This window comes from Ensifer adhaerens (genome assembly GCF_001270265.1).
GTDB lineage: Bacteria > Pseudomonadota > Alphaproteobacteria > Rhizobiales > Rhizobiaceae > Ensifer > Ensifer adhaerens_B.
Genome location: NZ_LGAP01000024.1, coordinates 17,030 through 34,444, shown reverse-complemented (window position 1 = coordinate 34,444; position 17,415 = coordinate 17,030). Strand labels below are relative to the sequence as shown.

At 64.0% G+C, this 17,415-nt stretch carries 15 protein-coding genes and 1 riboswitch; of the genes, 6 read left to right on the top strand and 9 right to left on the bottom strand.

Annotation, left to right across the window (positions count from 1 at the left end):
* Positions 1-177 precede the first annotated feature (177 nt).
* The 4 genes from AC244_RS25705 to thiB all read right to left on the bottom strand — a co-directional run bounded on the left by AC244_RS25705 (position 178) and on the right by thiB (position 5,361).
* Positions 178-1,689, bottom strand: a complete 1,512-nt coding sequence (locus tag AC244_RS25705) for a M48 family metalloprotease (RefSeq protein ID WP_053251666.1) — start codon at positions 1,687-1,689, stop codon at positions 178-180.
* Between the two features lie 294 nt (positions 1,690-1,983).
* Complete coding sequence (locus tag AC244_RS25700; RefSeq protein WP_053251665.1) at positions 1,984-2,700, bottom strand: ATP-binding cassette domain-containing protein; 717 nt, start codon at positions 2,698-2,700, stop codon at positions 1,984-1,986.
* On the bottom strand, positions 2,697-4,301 hold the full coding sequence (gene thiP / locus AC244_RS25695; RefSeq protein WP_053251717.1) for a thiamine/thiamine pyrophosphate ABC transporter permease ThiP: 1,605 nt from the start codon (positions 4,299-4,301) through the stop codon (positions 2,697-2,699). Before thiP ends, AC244_RS25700 begins: the two co-directional genes overlap by 4 nt.
* Positions 4,302-4,332: 31 nt before the next feature.
* Positions 4,333-5,361, bottom strand: a complete 1,029-nt coding sequence (thiB, locus tag AC244_RS25690) for a thiamine ABC transporter substrate binding subunit (RefSeq protein ID WP_053251664.1) — start codon at positions 5,359-5,361, stop codon at positions 4,333-4,335.
* A gap of 49 nt (positions 5,362-5,410) precedes the next feature.
* Positions 5,411-5,528: riboswitch (TPP riboswitch) on the bottom strand.
* A 141-nt stretch (positions 5,529-5,669) separates the two neighbouring features.
* Between thiB and AC244_RS25685 the strand changes: the two genes are divergently transcribed.
* The 5 genes from AC244_RS25685 (at position 5,670) to AC244_RS25665 (ending at position 10,515) form a co-directional block, all read left to right on the top strand.
* Positions 5,670-6,155: a GNAT family N-acetyltransferase gene (locus AC244_RS25685; protein WP_053251663.1), complete on the top strand. Its 486-nt coding sequence runs from the start codon at positions 5,670-5,672 to the stop codon at positions 6,153-6,155.
* Positions 6,156-6,241: 86 nt separating this feature from the next.
* Positions 6,242-6,892 carry a thiamine diphosphokinase gene (locus tag AC244_RS25680; RefSeq protein ID WP_053251716.1) on the top strand — a complete coding sequence of 217 codons (651 nt, stop codon included), beginning with the start codon at positions 6,242-6,244 and terminating at the stop codon, positions 6,890-6,892.
* 3 nt (positions 6,893-6,895) lie between these two features.
* The gene (locus AC244_RS25675) at positions 6,896-8,722 is read left to right on the top strand and encodes an ABC-F family ATP-binding cassette domain-containing protein (protein WP_053251662.1); all 1,827 of its coding nucleotides are present in this window, start codon (positions 6,896-6,898) and stop codon (positions 8,720-8,722) included.
* Positions 8,723-8,800: 78 nt separating this feature from the next.
* Positions 8,801-9,280: a MarR family winged helix-turn-helix transcriptional regulator gene (locus AC244_RS25670; RefSeq protein ID WP_053251715.1), complete on the top strand. Its 480-nt coding sequence runs from the start codon at positions 8,801-8,803 to the stop codon at positions 9,278-9,280.
* The gene (locus tag AC244_RS25665) at positions 9,277-10,515 is read left to right on the top strand and encodes a multidrug effflux MFS transporter (protein ID WP_053251661.1); all 1,239 of its coding nucleotides are present in this window, start codon (positions 9,277-9,279) and stop codon (positions 10,513-10,515) included. The genes AC244_RS25670 and AC244_RS25665 overlap by 4 nt, the downstream gene beginning before the upstream one ends.
* Before the next feature lie 87 nt (positions 10,516-10,602).
* Here AC244_RS25665 and AC244_RS25660 read toward each other — a convergent pair whose 3' ends face one another.
* Positions 10,603-11,820 (bottom strand): argininosuccinate synthase, encoded by a 1,218-nt coding sequence (locus AC244_RS25660; RefSeq protein ID WP_053251660.1) that lies wholly within the window; start codon positions 11,818-11,820, stop codon positions 10,603-10,605.
* A gap of 170 nt (positions 11,821-11,990) precedes the next feature.
* Between AC244_RS25660 and AC244_RS25655 the strand changes: the two genes are divergently transcribed.
* Positions 11,991-12,632: a LysE family translocator gene (locus tag AC244_RS25655; protein WP_053251659.1), complete on the top strand. Its 642-nt coding sequence runs from the start codon at positions 11,991-11,993 to the stop codon at positions 12,630-12,632.
* Between the two features lie 228 nt (positions 12,633-12,860).
* On the opposite strand, the gene AC244_RS25650 is transcribed toward AC244_RS25655, so the two are convergent.
* The 4 genes from AC244_RS25650 to rlmN form a co-directional block, all read right to left on the bottom strand.
* The gene (locus AC244_RS25650; protein ID WP_053251658.1) at positions 12,861-13,655 is read right to left on the bottom strand and encodes an ABC transporter ATP-binding protein; all 795 of its coding nucleotides are present in this window, start codon (positions 13,653-13,655) and stop codon (positions 12,861-12,863) included.
* On the bottom strand, positions 13,652-14,530 hold the full coding sequence (locus AC244_RS25645) for an ABC transporter permease (RefSeq protein WP_053251657.1): 879 nt from the start codon (positions 14,528-14,530) through the stop codon (positions 13,652-13,654). Before AC244_RS25645 ends, AC244_RS25650 begins: the two co-directional genes overlap by 4 nt.
* Before the next feature lie 329 nt (positions 14,531-14,859).
* Positions 14,860-15,813, bottom strand: coding sequence for an ABC transporter substrate-binding protein (locus AC244_RS25640; RefSeq protein WP_053251656.1), 954 nt, complete (start codon positions 15,811-15,813; stop codon positions 14,860-14,862).
* Positions 15,814-16,026: 213 nt separating this feature from the next.
* Positions 16,027-17,262, bottom strand: coding sequence for a 23S rRNA (adenine(2503)-C(2))-methyltransferase RlmN (rlmN, locus tag AC244_RS25635; protein WP_053251655.1), 1,236 nt, complete (start codon positions 17,260-17,262; stop codon positions 16,027-16,029).
* Positions 17,263-17,415: the final 153 nt, after the last annotated feature.

The following is a 17,415-nucleotide window of genomic DNA, read 5'->3' as shown; positions in this document are numbered from 1 at the left end:
GCGATCTTCCGTCAATGGACGGGGGAGCAAGCGACGGTGCAGTTCTGCAAGCGGGCCGAGGACTGAATGCGTCAACGTGCTCAATGCACGGCAAATGCATTCGCCTCTTCGATGCAAAATCAGCACAGGTTGGTAAAAGACGGCGTCGGACCAGGGATGGTGCGGCGCCGTTGGCGTTTACTCGGAAATGATCTTGACCCGGTCGCCCGGCTTGATCGTCGAGGTGACCTGCATGGCGTTGATCAGCCGGAACAGATCGAGCTTGCGGTCGGTACCCATCATCCGGGCTGACAGCGTGGCAATCGTCTCTCCGGGCTTGACGACGGCGACGCGGATGCGCAGCGGCTTCAGCGACTGTGCTTCGGCTGGCGTCATCTTGCGGAACGACGCGCGCAGCTGGTTGGCCGTCGGTTCCAGCGCGCGCGATCCCTTTGGAACGGCGGTCAGGAAGCGGTAGATGCGGTTGTCGATGCGCACGACGGTGACGTCGAAATCCCAGCGATCAGCGGAGGCGCGTGCGGTTGCGGCCTCAAGGCCGTTGACGCTGGTCGGGCGGATGGTGTCGGGCTGCAGGCCGGTCACCCAGCCGCTGGCGATGTAATCCGTCAGGCTCTTGCGGGCCGTATCGGCGATGCCGTCAAAGCGGACCGCCACGTCGCCGGGCCCCGTTGCCAGAACCGCTTCCGCCTTGTTGTCGATCTGGAAGCCGGTCGGCACGTCGAACCGGATGCCGAGCTGGCCGTGCATGAAGGTCTGGCCGCGGACATAGCCTTCCTGCGGGCTGTCGCCATAGAGCAGCCCATCGATGCCGGCGAGATAATAGTCGCGGCCGCGATCGCCGCTGGTGCCTTCGGCGCCAAACGCACGCGCGTGCCGGCGCGCGAGATCGACGCGTTGCGGGGCGTTCGGGTGGCTGGAAAGAAAGTCGAGGCTCTGGTCGGCTTCCGGATCAACGGCGGAGAAGCGGCTATAGGCGGCCATGGAATCGAGGAAGCGCGCCGCCGCATAGGGGTCGTAGCCGGCTTCGCCAAGCATGCGTACGCCGATGACGTCGGCCTGGAGCTCCTGGTTACGGGAGAAGGCGGCCAGACGCAGCTTGCCGCGCGCCAGTGCCTGCTTGCCGGCGAGATCCGAGGAAAGCACCTCGGAGACGACACGGCTGGCGATGACTTCCGCTTCCTCGCGTTGCTGGCGCTCGATGCCATGGTTGGCGGTGACGTGCGCCATTTCATGCGACAGCACGGCCGCAACCTCGGACGCGTCATTGGCAAGCGCCAGCAGGCCGCGGGTGACATAGAGATAGCCGCCGGGCAGCGCAAAGGCGTTGATCGCCGGGGAATTGAGGATGGTGATGCGGTAGGACTGCTGCGGGTTCTCCGAGACGGCCGTCAGCGCACCGGCGATGCGCGCCACCAGCCGCTCCGTCTTTGCGTCCTTGTACTCCCCACCGTAGCTGGCGACGATGCGCGGGTGTTCGCGCGCGCCGAGCTGGGCACGGGGGTCGTTCTTCTGGACTTCGTCGACGATCTGCGGATTGGAGGACGGTGATACGGTCGGCTCGTAGGTCTGCTCGATCACCGACTGGCAGGCGGAAAGCAGCGTCGTCGCAAGCAATGCAACCACAGCACGTGTCCGGATGCCTCCGCGCTTGGGCGGGAACCGGTCGTTTCTGACTGTATGACTTTCCATGCCTCAGCCCGTTTCCCGTCCAACGCCACCCCACCATGGTAACTCGGTGGCGTTGAAAGTCTTACTTTTTCAGCCGGATACGTCCGATCCGGCGCGAGTATTCCAGCCCAGGTCTTGCTGTATCTGATTTCAGCGCCACCTGCCTAGTTTACCCCGGTAGAAATAGTTGCCCCGTGGTATCACAGCAACGGATGCGCGAATATTCGCGTTGCTCCGGCCGGATAGTCCGCGCGTCGCATGGCGCGGCGGTCAAATTGTGGCGAAGCGCTGCGTGCGGCAAAATTCCATATCGCATCACGCGTTGCCGAGAAAGCGGTTGATGGCCGCCATGTCGCGTCGTTCAAGAAAGCGCTCGACCGGGTCATGGGCGATGATACGCCCCTGGTCCAGAAAAAGCACGCTATCGGCCAGAGCCCTCACGTCATCGGGATGGTGCGTGATCATCAGGATCGTGTTGTTCTCCTGATCATGCAGATCTTGCAGCAGTGCGCGCATGCCGGCTCTCATGCCCGGATCGAGAGCGGCAAATGGCTCGTCCAGCAGCAGCAGCGGACGGCGTCGCACCAAGGCGCGCGCCAGCGCCACACGTTGACGTTCGCCGCCGGATAGTGTCGGCGGCAGGCGTCTGCCGAAGCCATCCAGACCGACACGGCCAAGGGCGTCGTCTATCCGTGTGCGATCTTTCGCCGACAGGCGAAGCGAGGGGCTGACGCCGAAGCCGACATTGGTGGCGACATCGAGATGCGCAAACAGATTGTTGTCCTGGAAGACCACGGAAACGGGCCGTTCCGCCGGCGCCCGGCCTGCCATCGTCTTGCCGAGAATGCGAATCTCTCCCCGGTCCGGCTCCTCGAAGCCGGCGATGACGTGAAACAGCGTCGACTTTCCCGACCCGGACGCGCCGGCAACCGCGACGATGCCGCCCGGCTCAATGCTGCAATCGAAGTGAAGCGCCGTGGTGTCGTAACGGATATCGACGCCCACGAGCTCTACTGCCGCTTGGGAACTCATGCGTTTCGTCCTTCCGGCAAGCGCCTGTCGCCGGCCGTGCCGAGCATGGTGAAGATCAGGCAGATGAGGCCGAGGAAAAGCGCAAGACCGGCCGCATCCGCGGTGCGATAGCTACCCATCCGGCTGTAGAGCAGCCACGGAAGCGTGACCATGTCCTGCGAACCGAACAGCGCCACGGCGCCAAGGTCGCCGAGCGACAGCGCCATGGCGAAGGAGAAGGCCATCAGCAAGGGTTTTCTGAGCGGTGGCAGGTCGATCCATCGCAGGCGATCGAAACCGCGGATGCCAAGGCTCGCGGTCAGCCGGTCGGTGCGCGCGGCATGCGTCGCCATCGCCGGGGCCAGGATCCGGTGCACGAAGGGCAGGGCCATCAACGCATTGATGGCGACGACGATGGCCGGGGCAAAGCGGGCGACGTCACCGAAGGGGCGCAGAAGCAGGAACCACCCGGCGCCGAGCACGACCGGCGGCACCAGCAGCACCAGCGATGTGCTGGCGGTGACAGTGCCGGCAAAGGCCCTCGCCAAGGTCGGGGCGCGGCGACGCGCCACAACAGTACCTGCGGCGCGGATCATCGCGGCGGCAATGCTGACGCAGACGAATGCCGAGAGGACGGCGATGACGATGCTGGTGATGAGGGCACGATGGACAGTGGGGTCGCCCGCAAGCTTCACCAGGTCCGCTCGCAGCCCAGAACTGAGGACGGCCATCAGAGGTGCCCCGACGAAGAGCAGCGAGAATAGGATCCAGCCAAAATCCGCCACGCAGGAAAGGCCGGTCCCTGTATCGTAGCGCCTGGAGGCCCGACCCCCGGTCGCGCTTTGCGCAGGCTCGGTTGCGAGCCGTGCCAGGGCAAAGAGGAGGACGCCGGTCATGACGATCTGCAAGGCGGACAGGGCGATCGCCCGGGGCGGGTCGAAATCGAAGCGCAGCGCCTGGTAGATCGCGACCTCGATGGTGCTGGCGGCAGGCCCGCCTCCGAGCGTCAGCACGAGGGTGAAGCTGGTGGCGCAGAGCATGAAGACGAGCCCGGCTGCCCCCGGCAGCAATCCGCGAAGGACCGGCCATTCGACGAAGCGGAAGAGTGCGCCCGGCGGCATGCCCAGATTGGCGGCGGTTCGCCAATATTCCGAGGGGATCCGCTCAAGGCCAGCGAGGAAAAGGCGCGCGACAAGCGGCATGTTGAAGAAGACATGGGCAAGCAGGATGCCGAAGAGGCCATAGATGCTGACGGGCTGCTGCAGCCCGAGACCGCCAAGGGCGGTGTTGAGCACGCCCTGACGGCCCCAGATCTCGATCAACCCAAGTGCGCCGACCAGCACCGGCAGGCCGAGCGGCAGGGCCATGATCCGTAGCACCCAGACGCGGCCGGGAAAGGCGGTCCGGCGCGCGAGTGCCCGCGCGACCGGAATAGCCAGAACAACCGAAAGCAGCGTCGAAAGGCTCGCCTGCAGCAAGGTGAAGCGCGTCACCCGCCAGATATAGGCATCGAACAGCACGCCATTGCTAAAATCCCCGCTCTGGAGCAGGAGCGCTGCAATTGCGAGGCCGACAAAAAGCAGGATGCCGCCAAGGCCCAAGGCCCCGGCGGTAATCGTGATCCTGTTTTCGGCAGGCGCGAACAAACGCGCCTCAGTTCTTGCTCATGGCGGCGAGCCATTCGTCGATCCAGGCCTTGCGGTTTGCCGCGACCTCTTCCGACGGTAGCAGGAAGGTCTTCTCCGGATTGACCAGCTTGCCGAAAGCGTCCGGCAGCGGCTCCTTGGTCGCTGCGACCGGCATCATCCAGTTGGTGGTGGGAATGATCGACTGGAACTCCGGACCGGTCATGAAGGCGAGAAATTGCTTGGCAAGATCCGGCTCCTTGGCGCTCTTGGTCATGCCGGCGACTTCGATCTGGATGTAGTGGCCTTCCGAAAAGGCGGCCGCCTGGTAGCGATCGGTGTTCTCCGCCACCATGTGGTAAGCGGGCGACGTCGTGTAGGAGAGCACCATCGGCGCCTCGCCCTTGGTGAAGAGGCCATAGGCTTCCGACCAGCCCGGCGTCACGGTCAGCACGCGATCCCTAAGCTTGGCCCAGGCGGCGCCCGCCTCGTCGCCGTAGACGGCCTTGACCCACAGAAGCAGACCGAGACCCGGCGTCGAGGTGCGAGGATCCTCGATGACGATCTTTTGCGCCGGGTCGCCCTCGACCAGATCCTTGAGGCTTTTCGGCGGCGTCTTCAAAGTCTGGGTGTCATAGACGACGGCGAAATGGCCGTAGTCATAGGGAAGGAAGCTGTCGTCGGTGAAGTTGCCGGGCACCTTGATGCCGGCTGCTTCGATGCCGTGCGGCGCGAAGAAGCCGGTGGCCTTGGCCTCGGCGACGAGATTGGTGTCGAGGCCGAGCACGATGTCGGCCTTGGAGGCCGCGCCTTCGAGCTTGAGGCGCGTTAGCAGCTCGACGCCATCGGCGACGCCAACATAGGTGACCTTGCATTCGCAGGTCTTTTCAAAGGCTTCGGCGACCTTGGCACCCGGCCCCCATTCGGTGATGAAGCTTTCATAGGTGTAGACGGTCAGTGTCTTCTCGGCAGCGACTGCATTGGCCGCGAAGACAAGGCTCGCAGTCGCGGCAAGCGCTAGCCGGCTAAGGAACTTCAGTTGCGATGAATTGGACATGGCAGGCACCTCTCCCTAATAATGATGTTGCATGGGAAAAGGGCGTATCGATCCGATCGCGTCTAATCCCTCCGCCGGTATGAGCCGGATCAGGTTCCGCGGGTTGGCGTTCAACGCCTCTCAGCCTTCGGCCGCCATGCGGTCGGAAGGCACCCCGTTAGAGCGGGTAGAGATTTACCGCCGAGCCGGTTTGATGGCAAGCAAAGTTTGCGGACGGCCAAGGCACCTGCTTGGCGTTTTCGCGCAGGCGGCGCATGGGGTAAATTCGTCCGCAGAGACATGAGACCCGGACGCGGAAGGAGACTGCGATGACAGACATGCTCGTTCGCCTTTATGCCCTGCCGGCACAGCCGAGATCGCCGCTTGCGGACGGCATCGGCATTCACCGTGCGATGGCGCCCGAACGCAGGCTCGTCGTTCCCTGGATCGAGCAGACGTTCGGCTCCGGCTGGGCGGGCGAGGCGGAGGCCGCCTTCGCCTCGACGCCGACACGGATGCACATCGCGGTGTTTCAGGATCGCATCGTCGGCTTTGCCTGCCACGATGTCACCGCGCTCGGTTTCTTCGGGCCGACGGGCGTCGACGAGGCCATGCGCGGGCGAGGGATCGGCGAGGCGCTCTTGCGCGAGAGCCTGACGGCGATGCGCAATGCGGGCTATGGTTACGCGATCATCGGCGGCGTCGGCCCTGCCGATTTCTACCGGCGTGCAGTGGGCGCCATAGAGATCCCTGATTCCACGCCCGGCATCTATGCGGAGATGCTGTTTCCGGATCCCTTGCCCGCCGAACACTGACGATGGCGGCGCAAAATCGCCGGATCACCCCTTCGTTCGGTTTTCTTGCTTTTCCTTGCCCGTGCCTTTGCGCTATGGGCTTTGCCATGGCCCGATCCACCTTCACCATTCTGCTCGGCGGTGAGCTGACCCCCACCGATCGCGTTGTGCGCCAGCTCGCAGGCAGCCGCTTTGTTGCAGCCGATGGCGGCATGCGGCATGCGCGGACCTTGTCCGTGATCCCCGACGTCTGGGTGGGCGATTTCGATTCGACCGAGGCGGCGCTGCTTGCGGAGTTTGCCGGCGTCCCGCGCGAACCCTATCCCGCCGCTAAGGCTGCGACCGATGGCGAAATCGCCGTCGAGGCGGCGCTTTCGCGTGGCGCGGACGCCCTGATCTTTGCAGGCGCACTCGGCGGCACCCGCAGCGACCATGCATTCCTGCACCTGCTTCAGGCCACTTCACTGGCCGAGCGTGGGTTGCCGGTGTTCATGACCTCGGGCGAGGAGGAGGCCTATCCGCTGCTGGCAGGCGAGATCGAAATCGATCTGCCGAAGGGCAGCCTGTTCTCGATCCTCGGGTTGACCGATCTCTTCGGCCTTTCGATCGTTGGTGCGCGTTATCCGCTTACCGATTTCACGGTGCCGTTCGGGTCTTCCCGCACCGTTTCCAATGTCGCGGAGGGTCCCCTTCGCATTTCCCTCGACACCGGCCGGGCGATCGTTCTCGCCCGCCCCTATGACCTTTCCGGAGCCTGAGCCTTGGCGCCTCCCATTCTGAAACTCGACGATATCTTCCTGACCTTCGGTGGCACGCCGCTTCTGGCCGGCGCCAACCTGCAGGTGGAGCCGGGGGATCGCATCTGCCTTGTCGGGCGCAACGGTTCCGGCAAATCGACGCTGATGAAGATCGCCGGCGGTCTTGCCGAGGCGCAATCCGGCGAAGTGTTCCGCCACCCTTCGGCGACGGTTCGTTACCTGCCCCAGGCGCCGGATTTCGAAGGCTACGACACGGTGCAGGCCTATGCGGAAGCGGGTCTTGGCCCAAGCGACGACCCGTACCGCGTCGCCTATCTGCTGCAGCATCTGGGCCTGACCGGCGAAGAAGACCCGACGCGCCTGTCCGGCGGCGAGGCGCGCCGTGCCGCGCTTGCCCGGGTGATGGCGCCGGAGCCGGATATCCTCCTGCTCGACGAGCCGACCAACCATCTCGACCTGCCGACGATCGAATGGCTCGAAGACGAGCTGACCCGCAGCCGCTCGGCCCTGGTGCTGATCTCGCACGACCGACGCTTCCTCGAAAAGGTATCGACCGCGACGGTCTGGCTCGATCGTGGCCAGTCGCGCCGGCTCGACCGCGGCTTCGGCCATTTCGAGGCCTGGCGCGACGAGGTGCTGGAGGCGGAGGAACTGGAACAGCACAAGCTCGGAAAGGCGATCGAGCGCGAGGAACACTGGCTGCGCTACGGCGTCACCGCCCGGCGCAAGCGCAACATGCGCCGTCTCGGCGAATTGCAGGACATGCGCTCGCGCCATCGCGGCCACAAGGGGCCGCAGGGCTCCGTCCAGGCGACGGCTTCCGACGCCAAGGAATCAGGCAAGCTGGTCATCGAGGCGGAGAAGATCACCAAGGCCTACGGTGAGCGGACGATCGTCGCGCCGTTCTCCATTCGCGTGCACCGCGGCGACCGGATCGGCCTTGTCGGCCCGAACGGTGCCGGCAAGACCACGCTGTTGAAGATGCTGACCGGACAGATCGAGCCGGATACCGGCACGGTGAAGCTCGGCACCAATCTGGAGATGGCGACGCTCGATCAGAAGCGCGAGGATCTCAATCTCGACGATACGCTGGCGCACTATCTGACCGACGGACGCGGCGAAAGCCTGATCGTCAACGGGGAGCAGCGCCATGTGACCGGCTACATGAAGGACTTCCTGTTCCAGCCGGAGCAGGCGCGCACCCCCATCCGTGAGCTTTCGGGCGGTGAGCGTGCCCGGCTGATGCTGGCGCGCATTCTTGCCCGCGCCACCAATCTCCTGATCCTCGACGAGCCGACCAACGATCTCGATATCGAGACGCTGGACTTGCTGCAGGAAGTCGTCGCCGGCTTTGCCGGGACCGTCATCCTCGTCAGCCACGACCGCGACTTCCTCGACCGCACCGTGAGCTCGACCATCGCGCCTGCCAATCCGGAGGCGCCTGACGGCCGCTGGATCGAATATGCCGGCGGCTACACCGACATGATGGCGCAGCGCAAGGGCGCCATAGAGGAGCGGCGCAAGGCCGAGAAGGCGGAAAAGGCAAGGGTTGCCGACGTCGCCGCGCCGATAGCCGAGACGCCGAAGGCCAAGGGCAAGCTTTCCTACAAGCAGAAGTTCGCGCTGGAAAACCTGCCGAAGGAGATCGCCAAGGCCGAGGCGGAAGCTGCCAAGCGCGAGGAGAGGATGGCCGATCCCAACCTCTTTGCGAAGGATCCGAATACGTTTGCGAAACTGGCGCAGGAGCTGGAGAAGCTTCGCGGCGATCTCGCACGCATGGAAGAGGAATGGCTGGAGCTGGAGATGTTGCGCGAGGAGCTCGAGGGCTGAGCCTCGACGGCTCGCACGTTGAAAGTCACCAAGGGATATGATAAGGAAAGCTTATTATATCCCTTGTGAATGATCCTGATGCCGACAAAACTCGAATCCGAAACCATCGGTATGTTGCTGACCGATGTCTCCCGCCTTTTGCGCGGCGCCTTTGACCGCAAGGTCAACGCGATGGACCTCGGCATCACGCCGGGCGAAGCCCGCACGCTGATCCAGGTGGCGCTGACGGAAGGCATCAAACAGGCGGAAATTGCCACACGCATGGGCATCGAGCCGATGACGCTGTCGGCCTATCTCGACCGGCTGGAGGCGATGGGACTGGTGGCCCGTTTGCCCGACCCGGCCGATCGCCGCGCCAAAAACGTCGTCATCACCGACAAGGCCGATCCGCTGCTGGCCGAGCTGATGGCGGGGCTGCGCGAGATGATGAATGCCTATACGGAAGGGCTCGACGAGGCGACGCGCGAGATGCTCTGCGCCAACCTGCGCATCCTGCGCGAGAACCTGCGCCGCCTCGACCCGTGCGTGACCGGCAAGGAGAAGGGCACAAAGCAATGACGCGCCGCATGAGCGAACGGCGCACCAGCATCATCGGCGCCTTCCTGGTGGCGCTCGGCCCCGTCTCCATGGCGCTCTACACGCCGGCAATGCCGGAACTTGTGCGCGCCTTTTCCTCCAGCGAGGCGGCGATCAAGATGACGCTGTCGCTTTACTTTGCCGGTTTCGCCTTCGCGCAACTGGTTTCGGGCACGCTCTCCGATGTCATCGGCCGCCGGCGCACGACGCTGATCTTCATGGCCATCTATCTCGCCGGCAGCCTGATGGCCGCCTTTGCCCCTTCGGTCGCGGTTCTGCTGGCCGGCCGGCTGGTGCAGGGCATCGGCGCCTCCGTCGGCATGACGGTTGCGCGCGCCATCGTGCGCGACCAGTTCACCGGTCTTCAGGCCGCGCGCATCATGAACATGATCGGCATGATGCTGGCCATCGGGCCGGCGGTGTCGCCGACGCTCGGCGGCCTGGCGCTTGGCCTCTTCGGCTGGCAATCGATCTTCTTCCTGATGGTCGGCTTCGCGCTGATGGCCTGTGTCAGCGTGCAGTTCTTCATGGCCGAAACCGCGACGCCCGATCCGGCCAAGGGCCACCTGCGCCCGATCCTCGCCGCCTATCGCGAGCTTCTCACCGACAGCCGCTTCGTTTCGTCGACCATCGTGATTGCCGGCGCCGTCGGCGCGCTCTACGCCCAGGCGACGATGCTGCCCTTCGTTCTGATCGGTACGGTCGGGCTGACGCCGACTGAGTTTGGCGTTGGCATGCTGATGCAATCCGGCTTCTTCTTCTCGGGCACCGTGACGGTGCGGCTCCTGATGCGGCGGTTCACGCCGCAGGCGCTGGTGCCGGTGGGTCTCTGTTTCATCGCCATCGGCAGCGTGGCGCTCGCCTACACCATGCACGCGCTCGAGCCGAGCTTCCTGTCGGTGATGGCGCCGGTCGGCGTCTATGCCTTCGGCATCGCCTTCGTCATGCCTTACATGATGACGGCGGCCATGGCGCCTTTCCCGCACATCGCCGGCACGGCGTCGGCGATGATGGGTTTCATCCAGATGGGTGCCGGCCTTCTCGGCGGCGCGTTGGCGGCCGTCGTCGGCGTGCCGGTGCTGGCGCTCGGCACGATCATTCCGAGCTTCGGCCTTCTCTGCGTGCTCAGCTACCTCTGGTACCGCCGCACGGTTCGCCTGACGCCATTGGCCGCGCCGGCCGATGGCAAGCAGGCCTTGCCGGAAGCGGCTGAATAATATCGGCGCAGGCTGGCTATTAAGGCGTATGAAAAAGCCTCCGCGACCCGGGTCGCGGAGGCTTCGTTTTTTTAGGCTCTCGCCGTCTTAACGGTTGCGCGCAGCCAGCGTGCGCAGGCGCAGCGCGTTGAGCTTGATGAAGCCGGCGGCATCCTTCTGGTCGTAGGCGCCCTGGTCGTCCTCGAAGGTCACCAGCTTGTCCGAATAGAGCGACTTCGGGCTTTCGCGGCCGGTGACCATGACGTTGCCCTTGTAGAGCTTCAGCGTCACTTCGCCTTCGACATGCTCCTGGCTCCTGTCGATTGCTGCCTGCAGCATCTCGCGCTCCGGCGAGAACCAGAAGCCGTAATAGATCAGTTCGGCGTAGCGCGGCATCAGCTCGTCCTTGAGGTGGGCGGCGCCCCGGTCGAGCGTGATCGATTCGATCGCGCGGTGGGCGGAGAGCAGGATCGTGCCGCCGGGGGTCTCGTAGACGCCGCGCGATTTCATGCCGACGAAGCGGTTTTCGACGAGGTCGAGGCGGCCGATGCCGTTGTCACGGCCATAGTCGTTGAGCTTGGCGAGCAGGTTTGCCGGCGAAAGGCGAACGCCGTTGATCGAGACGGCGTCGCCGCGCTCGAAGCCGACCTTGATGACGGTCGCCTTGTCGGGAGCCGCTTCCGGCGAGATCGTGCGCATGTGCACGTATTCCGGTGCTTCCTGCGCCGGATCTTCCAGAACCTTGCCCTCGGACGAGGAGTGCAAAAGGTTCGCGTCGACGGAGAAGGGAGCCTCGCCCTTCTTGTCCTTGGCGACCGGGATCTGGTGCTTCTCGGCGAATTCGAGCAGGTCGGTGCGGCTCTTGAACGACCAGTCGCGCCACGGAGCGATGATCTTGATGTCGGGGTTCAGCGCGTAAGCCGACAGCTCGAAGCGAACCTGGTCGTTGCCCTTGCCGGTGGCACCGTGCGCGATCGCGTCAGCGCCGGTCTTCTTGGCGATGTCGATCAGGTGCTTGGAAATCAGTGGGCGGGCGATGGAGGTGCCGAGCAGATAGACGCCCTCATAGACGGCGTTGGCGCGGAACATCGGGAAGACGAAATCCCTGACGAACTCTTCGCGCACATCCTCGACGTAGATTTCCTTGATGCCGAGCATCTCGGCCTTTTTGCGCGCCGGCTCGAGCTCTTCGCCCTGGCCGAGGTCGGCCGTAAACGTCACCACTTCGGCGCCGAGTTCGGTCTGCAGCCACTTCAGGATGATCGAGGTGTCGAGACCGCCCGAATAGGCGAGAACGACCTTTTTCACGTCTTTATGCGATGCCATGGTTTCCGTCCGTCTGGTCTTGGGGCGGCGTGCCGCCTTGGAAATTCTGCGGCACTTTATCCAGAACACGCCTGGATACAAGCGGAAGAACGCTGCGACGGCCGAATCCGCTCGCAAAAGCCGATCCACCGGAATACAGGGGGCGATCGAGTGTCCCAGGGATCGCACACATGGACTTCCTCCCCAGCCTGCCAACGCTGTTCGGCTTTGTCGCCGCCACGCTTCTGCTTGCGGCAACGCCGGGGCCTGACATGACGCTTTCGATCAGCCGCGCGCTGTCGCAGGGCAGGAAAGCCGCCCTCTTCGTAGTGCTCGGGACGAGCTTCGGCATCGTCGTTCACACCCTGTTGGTCGCCTTCGGCATCTCGGCGCTGATCACGGCTTCGCCGACGGCGTTCATGGCGCTGAAGACCGGTGGGGCTGCCTATCTGCTCTGGCTTGCCGTCCAGGCCATCCGGCACGGATCGACGCTGTCGGTCAAGAAGGTCGACGGCGCCGGCGGCACCGCTCTTTCCAACATCTCGTCGGGCTTCTGGGTGAACCTGCTCAACCCCAAGGTCATTATCTTCTTCATGACCTTTCTGCCGCAGTTCGTCAGCGCCAACGATGCGTCGGTGACGGGCAAGCTTCTGTTCCTCGGTGCGCTGTTCATCGTCATCGGCATGCCGGTGAACATGCTGGTGGTGTTTACCGCCGATTGGCTGTCCGCCTGGCTGCAGCGCAACAAGGGTTTCATGCGGGCGCTCGACTACAGCTTTGCAGGCGTCTTCTCGGTCTTTGCGGTGAAGATCTTCATGACGACGGCGCGGTAAGGCGTCTCCGGAGGGTTTTGCCCCTCATCTGCCTGCCGGCATCTTCTCCCCGCCTGCGGGGAGAAGAACGCTTGCCGCGCCGTTCGGCGACAACGGCGACCTCCCAAACGAGACGATGGTTTGTCAGAGACCGAGCGGCTGCCGTTTCGTCTCTTCTCCCCGTGTACGGGGAGAAGATGCCGGCAGGCAGATGAGGGGCAAGCTCGGACAGGCCCGCAAGCGACGGGATCAACCGATCAGCAAGGCGTCGTCGTCGAGCGTCTGGCCGCGGATGCGGCGGAACATGGCGATGAGGTCCTCGACCTGCAATTCCTTGCGGCTGTCGCCGGCAACGTCGAGCACGATCTCGCCGCCATGCAGCATGACCGTGCGGTGGCCATAGTCGAGCGCCTGGCGCATCGAGTGGGTGACCATCATCGTCGTCAGCTTGCGCTCGGAAACGATCTTCTGTGTGAGGTTCATGACGAACTCGGCCATCCCGGGATCAAGGGCGGCGGTATGTTCGTCGAGCAGCAGCACCTCGGAGCCGGCCAGCGTCGCCATCACCAGCGAGACCGCCTGGCGCTGGCCGCCCGAAAGCAGGTCCATGCGGTCGCCCATGCGGTTTTCGAGGCCGAGATTGAGTTCGGCGATGCGCTCGCGGAAATGCTCGCGGCGCTTCGGGCCAAGCGCTGCCATCAGGCCACGCTTCTCGCCGCGCTTGGCGGCGAGCGCCAGGTTTTCCTCGATCGACAGAGCGCCGCAGCTGCCGGTCAGCGGGTCTTGAAAGACGCGGGCGACGAGGCCGGCGCGGGCGGCCGTGCCCTTGCGCGTCACATCGGTCTTGCCGATGGTCACCTGGCCGGCACTCGGCAGCACGTCGCCGGCGAGAACGCCGAGCAGCGTCGACTTGCCGGCGCCGTTGGAGCCGATGACGGTGACGAAGGAGCCCTGCTCGATCGTCAGGTCGACGCCGTTCAGCGCCTGCTTCTGCAGCGGCGTTCCCTTGCCGAAGACGACCTGGATGTTCTTGACGCTGATCATGCCGCACCTCCGCGACGAAGACGGGGAAGGATGAGGGCAAAGGTCACAAGCACGGCCGTCACGAAATTGAGGTCGGAGGCCTGCAGGCCGAGCATGTCGGTCGACAGTGCCAGCTGGATGGCGATGCGATAGAGGATCGAGCCGAGCACGCAGCCGATCAGTGCGATCAGGATGCCGCGGGCGCCGAGCAGCGTTTCGCCGATAATGACGGCGGCAAGGCCGACGACGATGGTGCCGACCCCCGAGGTGACGTCGGCAAAACCGTTGGTCTGGGCAAAGAGCGCGCCGCCGAAGGCGACCAGCGCGTTGGAGATCGCCATGCCGAGATAGATCTGCCGGTTGGTGTCGACGCCCTGTGCGCGGGCCATGCGCGCATTGGCGCCGGTTGCCCGCATCGCAAGGCCCGCATCGCTTTCGAGGAAGCGCCAGACGACGATGACGGCGACGAGCACGAGGATGCCGATGAACAGCGGGCGGACGTAGAACTCGCGCAAGCCCAGGCCGAAGAACGGCGAAAGCATGGTGTCGGCATTGATCAGCGCGACGTTGGGCTTGCCCATGACGCGCAGATTGACCGAGAACAGCGCGATCATCGTCAGGATCGATGCGAGCAGGTTGAGGATCTTGAAGCGCACGTTGAGCATCGCCGTGACGATGCCGGCGGCAGCGCCCGCCACCATGGCGACACAGGCAGCGAGCCAGGGGTTGACCCCGGCGATGATCAGCACCGCGGTCACCGCGGCACCCAGCGGGAACGAGCCGTCGACCGTCAGGTCAGGAAAATCGAGAACCCGGAATGCGAGAAAGACGCCGACGGCGACAAAGGCGTAGACCAGCCCCAGCTCGACGGCTCCCCATAAAGCGATTTGACTCAAACCCCCGACCCTCTTTTTGTCCTGCCGCGCGTTTTTACAGCGCCGCGCGTCAAATATGACGCGCTAAGGACGCTGTAACACCTTAAGCTTGCTGCATAATTTTCTCCTTAAATCGGATCCGATTTAAGGAATTATGCAGTAGCTTTTTATGTCAGCGCGGCATCCCTGGTTGGCGCATGACCCGGAGACCCGGCGTCGGCGCAGCTTCAAACTTTAAGAGCGTGCCTGCGCGCCCCGAAGGAAACGCGGTGCTCCAACAACGAATCGCCCTCGTATGGAACGAGGGCGGCCAAAACGCAACAAACTTGAACCTGAAAAGGCTCAAAGCCTTATTCGACAACGCGTGTGGCGCGCTTGACGACACTTTCCGGAAGGGTGACGCCCATCTTTTCGGCGGCCTTCTTGTTGATCACCAGGTCGGAACCGGCGGCAACCTTGACGGCGATATCACCCGGGTTTTCGCCCTTGAGGATGCGAACGACGACTTCGCCGGTCTGCTTGCCGACGTCGTAGTAGTTGAAGCCGAGAGCCGCGAGCGAGCCGCGCGAAACCGAATCCGTGTCAGCGGTGAAGAGCGGCAGCTTGGCTTCCTCAGCCACGGCAACGGCACCTTCAAGCGCGGAAATGATCGTGTTGTCGGTCGGAACGTAGATCGCGTCGGCACGGCCGACGAGCGCGCGGGCGGCGCCCTGGACTTCTGCCGACTTGGTTGCAGCGGATTCGACCACCGTCAGGCCGGCCTTTTCGCCTTCAGCCTTCAGCACTGCCAAAAGCGATACGGAGTTGGCTTCGCCGGAGTTGTAGAGGTAGCCGATCGACTTGGCGTTCGGCAGGATTTCCTTGATCAGCGCGACGTGCTCGGCAACCGGCGACATGTCGGAAAGACCGGTGACGTTGCCGCCCGGCTTGTCCATGTCCTTGACCAGCTGTGCGCCGACCGGATCGGATACGGCGGTGAAGACCACCGGAATGTCGCGCGTCGAGGAAACGACGGCCTGGGCCGACGGGGTGGAGATCGGAACGATGACATCAGGCGCTTCGCCGGCGAACTGGCGGGCGATCTGTGCGGCGGTCGCCGGGTTGCCCTGGGCCGATTCATAGAGGAACTTGAGGTTTTCGCCTTCCTTGTAGCCGGCCGCTTTCAGCGCGTCCTTCACGCCGTCGCGCGCGGCGTCGAGAGCGGGGTGCTCGACGATCGCGGTCACGGCGACGGTCACCTCATCGGCGCGTGCGGGCAGGGTAAATGCCACCGTGGCGGCAAGGGCGATGAGAAGTGAGCGCATGGGTATCCTCCTAGACTGATAGCCCGCTTTCTTAGGAAACCGGGAAGATGAAATCAATCGATAGGAACTGCATCACCCATCAAAGTTCTTCATCGATCAAGACATGCCTGCGGTTGAGGCGTCGGATCGCCACAATCCGCGGGCGTGGTGATCGCGTCCGATGCGTGAAACGGGAGATGCGGGCGGAAAACCGCGTCGCACCTGCCTGATCCCTCAGTCCTCGCCGTGATTGGCAATCATCATCGCTTCGAAGGCGAGCCGGTCGACCTTGCGCATGCGCTCGGATTCGGACTTCAGCTGGCCGCAGGCGGCGAGAATGTCACGGCCGCGCGGCGTGCGGATCGGCGAGGCGTAGCCTGCGTGGTTGATGAAGTCGGCGAACTTTTCGATCTGCTCCCATTCGGAACACTGGTAGTTGGTGCCCGGCCAGGGGTTGAACGGGATGAGATTGATCTTCGCCGGCACGCCCTTCAACAGCTTCACCAGTTCCTTGGCGTCATCGAGGCTGTCGTTGACATCCTTCAGCATCACGTATTCGAAGGTGATGCGGCGCGCATTGGACAGGCCCGGATAGGCGCGGCAGGCGTCCATCAGTTCCTTCAGCGGGTACTTCTTGTTGATCGGCACCAGCATGTCGCGCAGATCGTCGCGCACGGCATGCAGCGAGATCGCCAGCATGACGCCGATCTCATCGCCGGTCCGGTAGATCTCAGGCACGATGCCCGAGGTCGAAAGCGTGATGCGGCGCTTGGAGAGCGACAGGCCCTCGCCGTCGGACGCGATCAACAGGGCGGTCTTGACCTCTTCGAAATTGTAGAGCGGCTCGCCCATGCCCATCATGACGATATTGGTGATCTTGCGGCCTTCCGCCGGCACGATTGCGCCCTGGGGTGTATCGCGCTCCGGGAAATCGCCGAGCCGGTCGCGCGCGAGCAGCAGCTGCGCCAGGATTTCCTCGGCAGTCAGGTTGCGCACCAGCTTCTGCGTGCCGGTGTGACAGAAGGAACAGGTGAGTGTGCAGCCGACCTGGCTGGAAATGCACAGCGTGCCGCGGCCTTCCTCGGGGATGTAGACCGTTTCGATCTCGACCGGGCGGCCGGCGCCGCGGGCGGGAAAGCGCAGCAGCCACTTGCGGGTGCCGTCGCCCGAGGTCTGTTCCTCGACGATTTCCGGCCGGGCGATGGTGAAATGCTGCTTCAGCATCTCGCGCATGTCCTTGGAGACGTTCAGCATCTCGTCGAAGTCTGAAACGCCGCGCACATAGAGCCAGTGCCAGAGCTGGCTGACGCGCATCTTCACCTGACGCTCGGGGACGCCGTTTTCGACCAGGGCCTTGGCCATGTCCTCGCGCAGCAGCCCGATCAGCGAAGGCTTCTCGGCCTGCGGTGCGATGCGCGCCTGCGGTGCCCTGACGGTATCCACCCGGTTCAAGATTTCAGTGGCTGCCATGCTCTGGTGTCCTGTCGTACAGAAAACGCCCGTCCGGAGAAGGGTCCGGAGATTGTCCTGATGCTCGAATTGAAATCGGTCGAGCCTTCAAGCGCGGCCATCGGGGCGCGGGGCTCTTAATTTGCCGGGGCTGTAGCATTGTTTTGGCCCGGA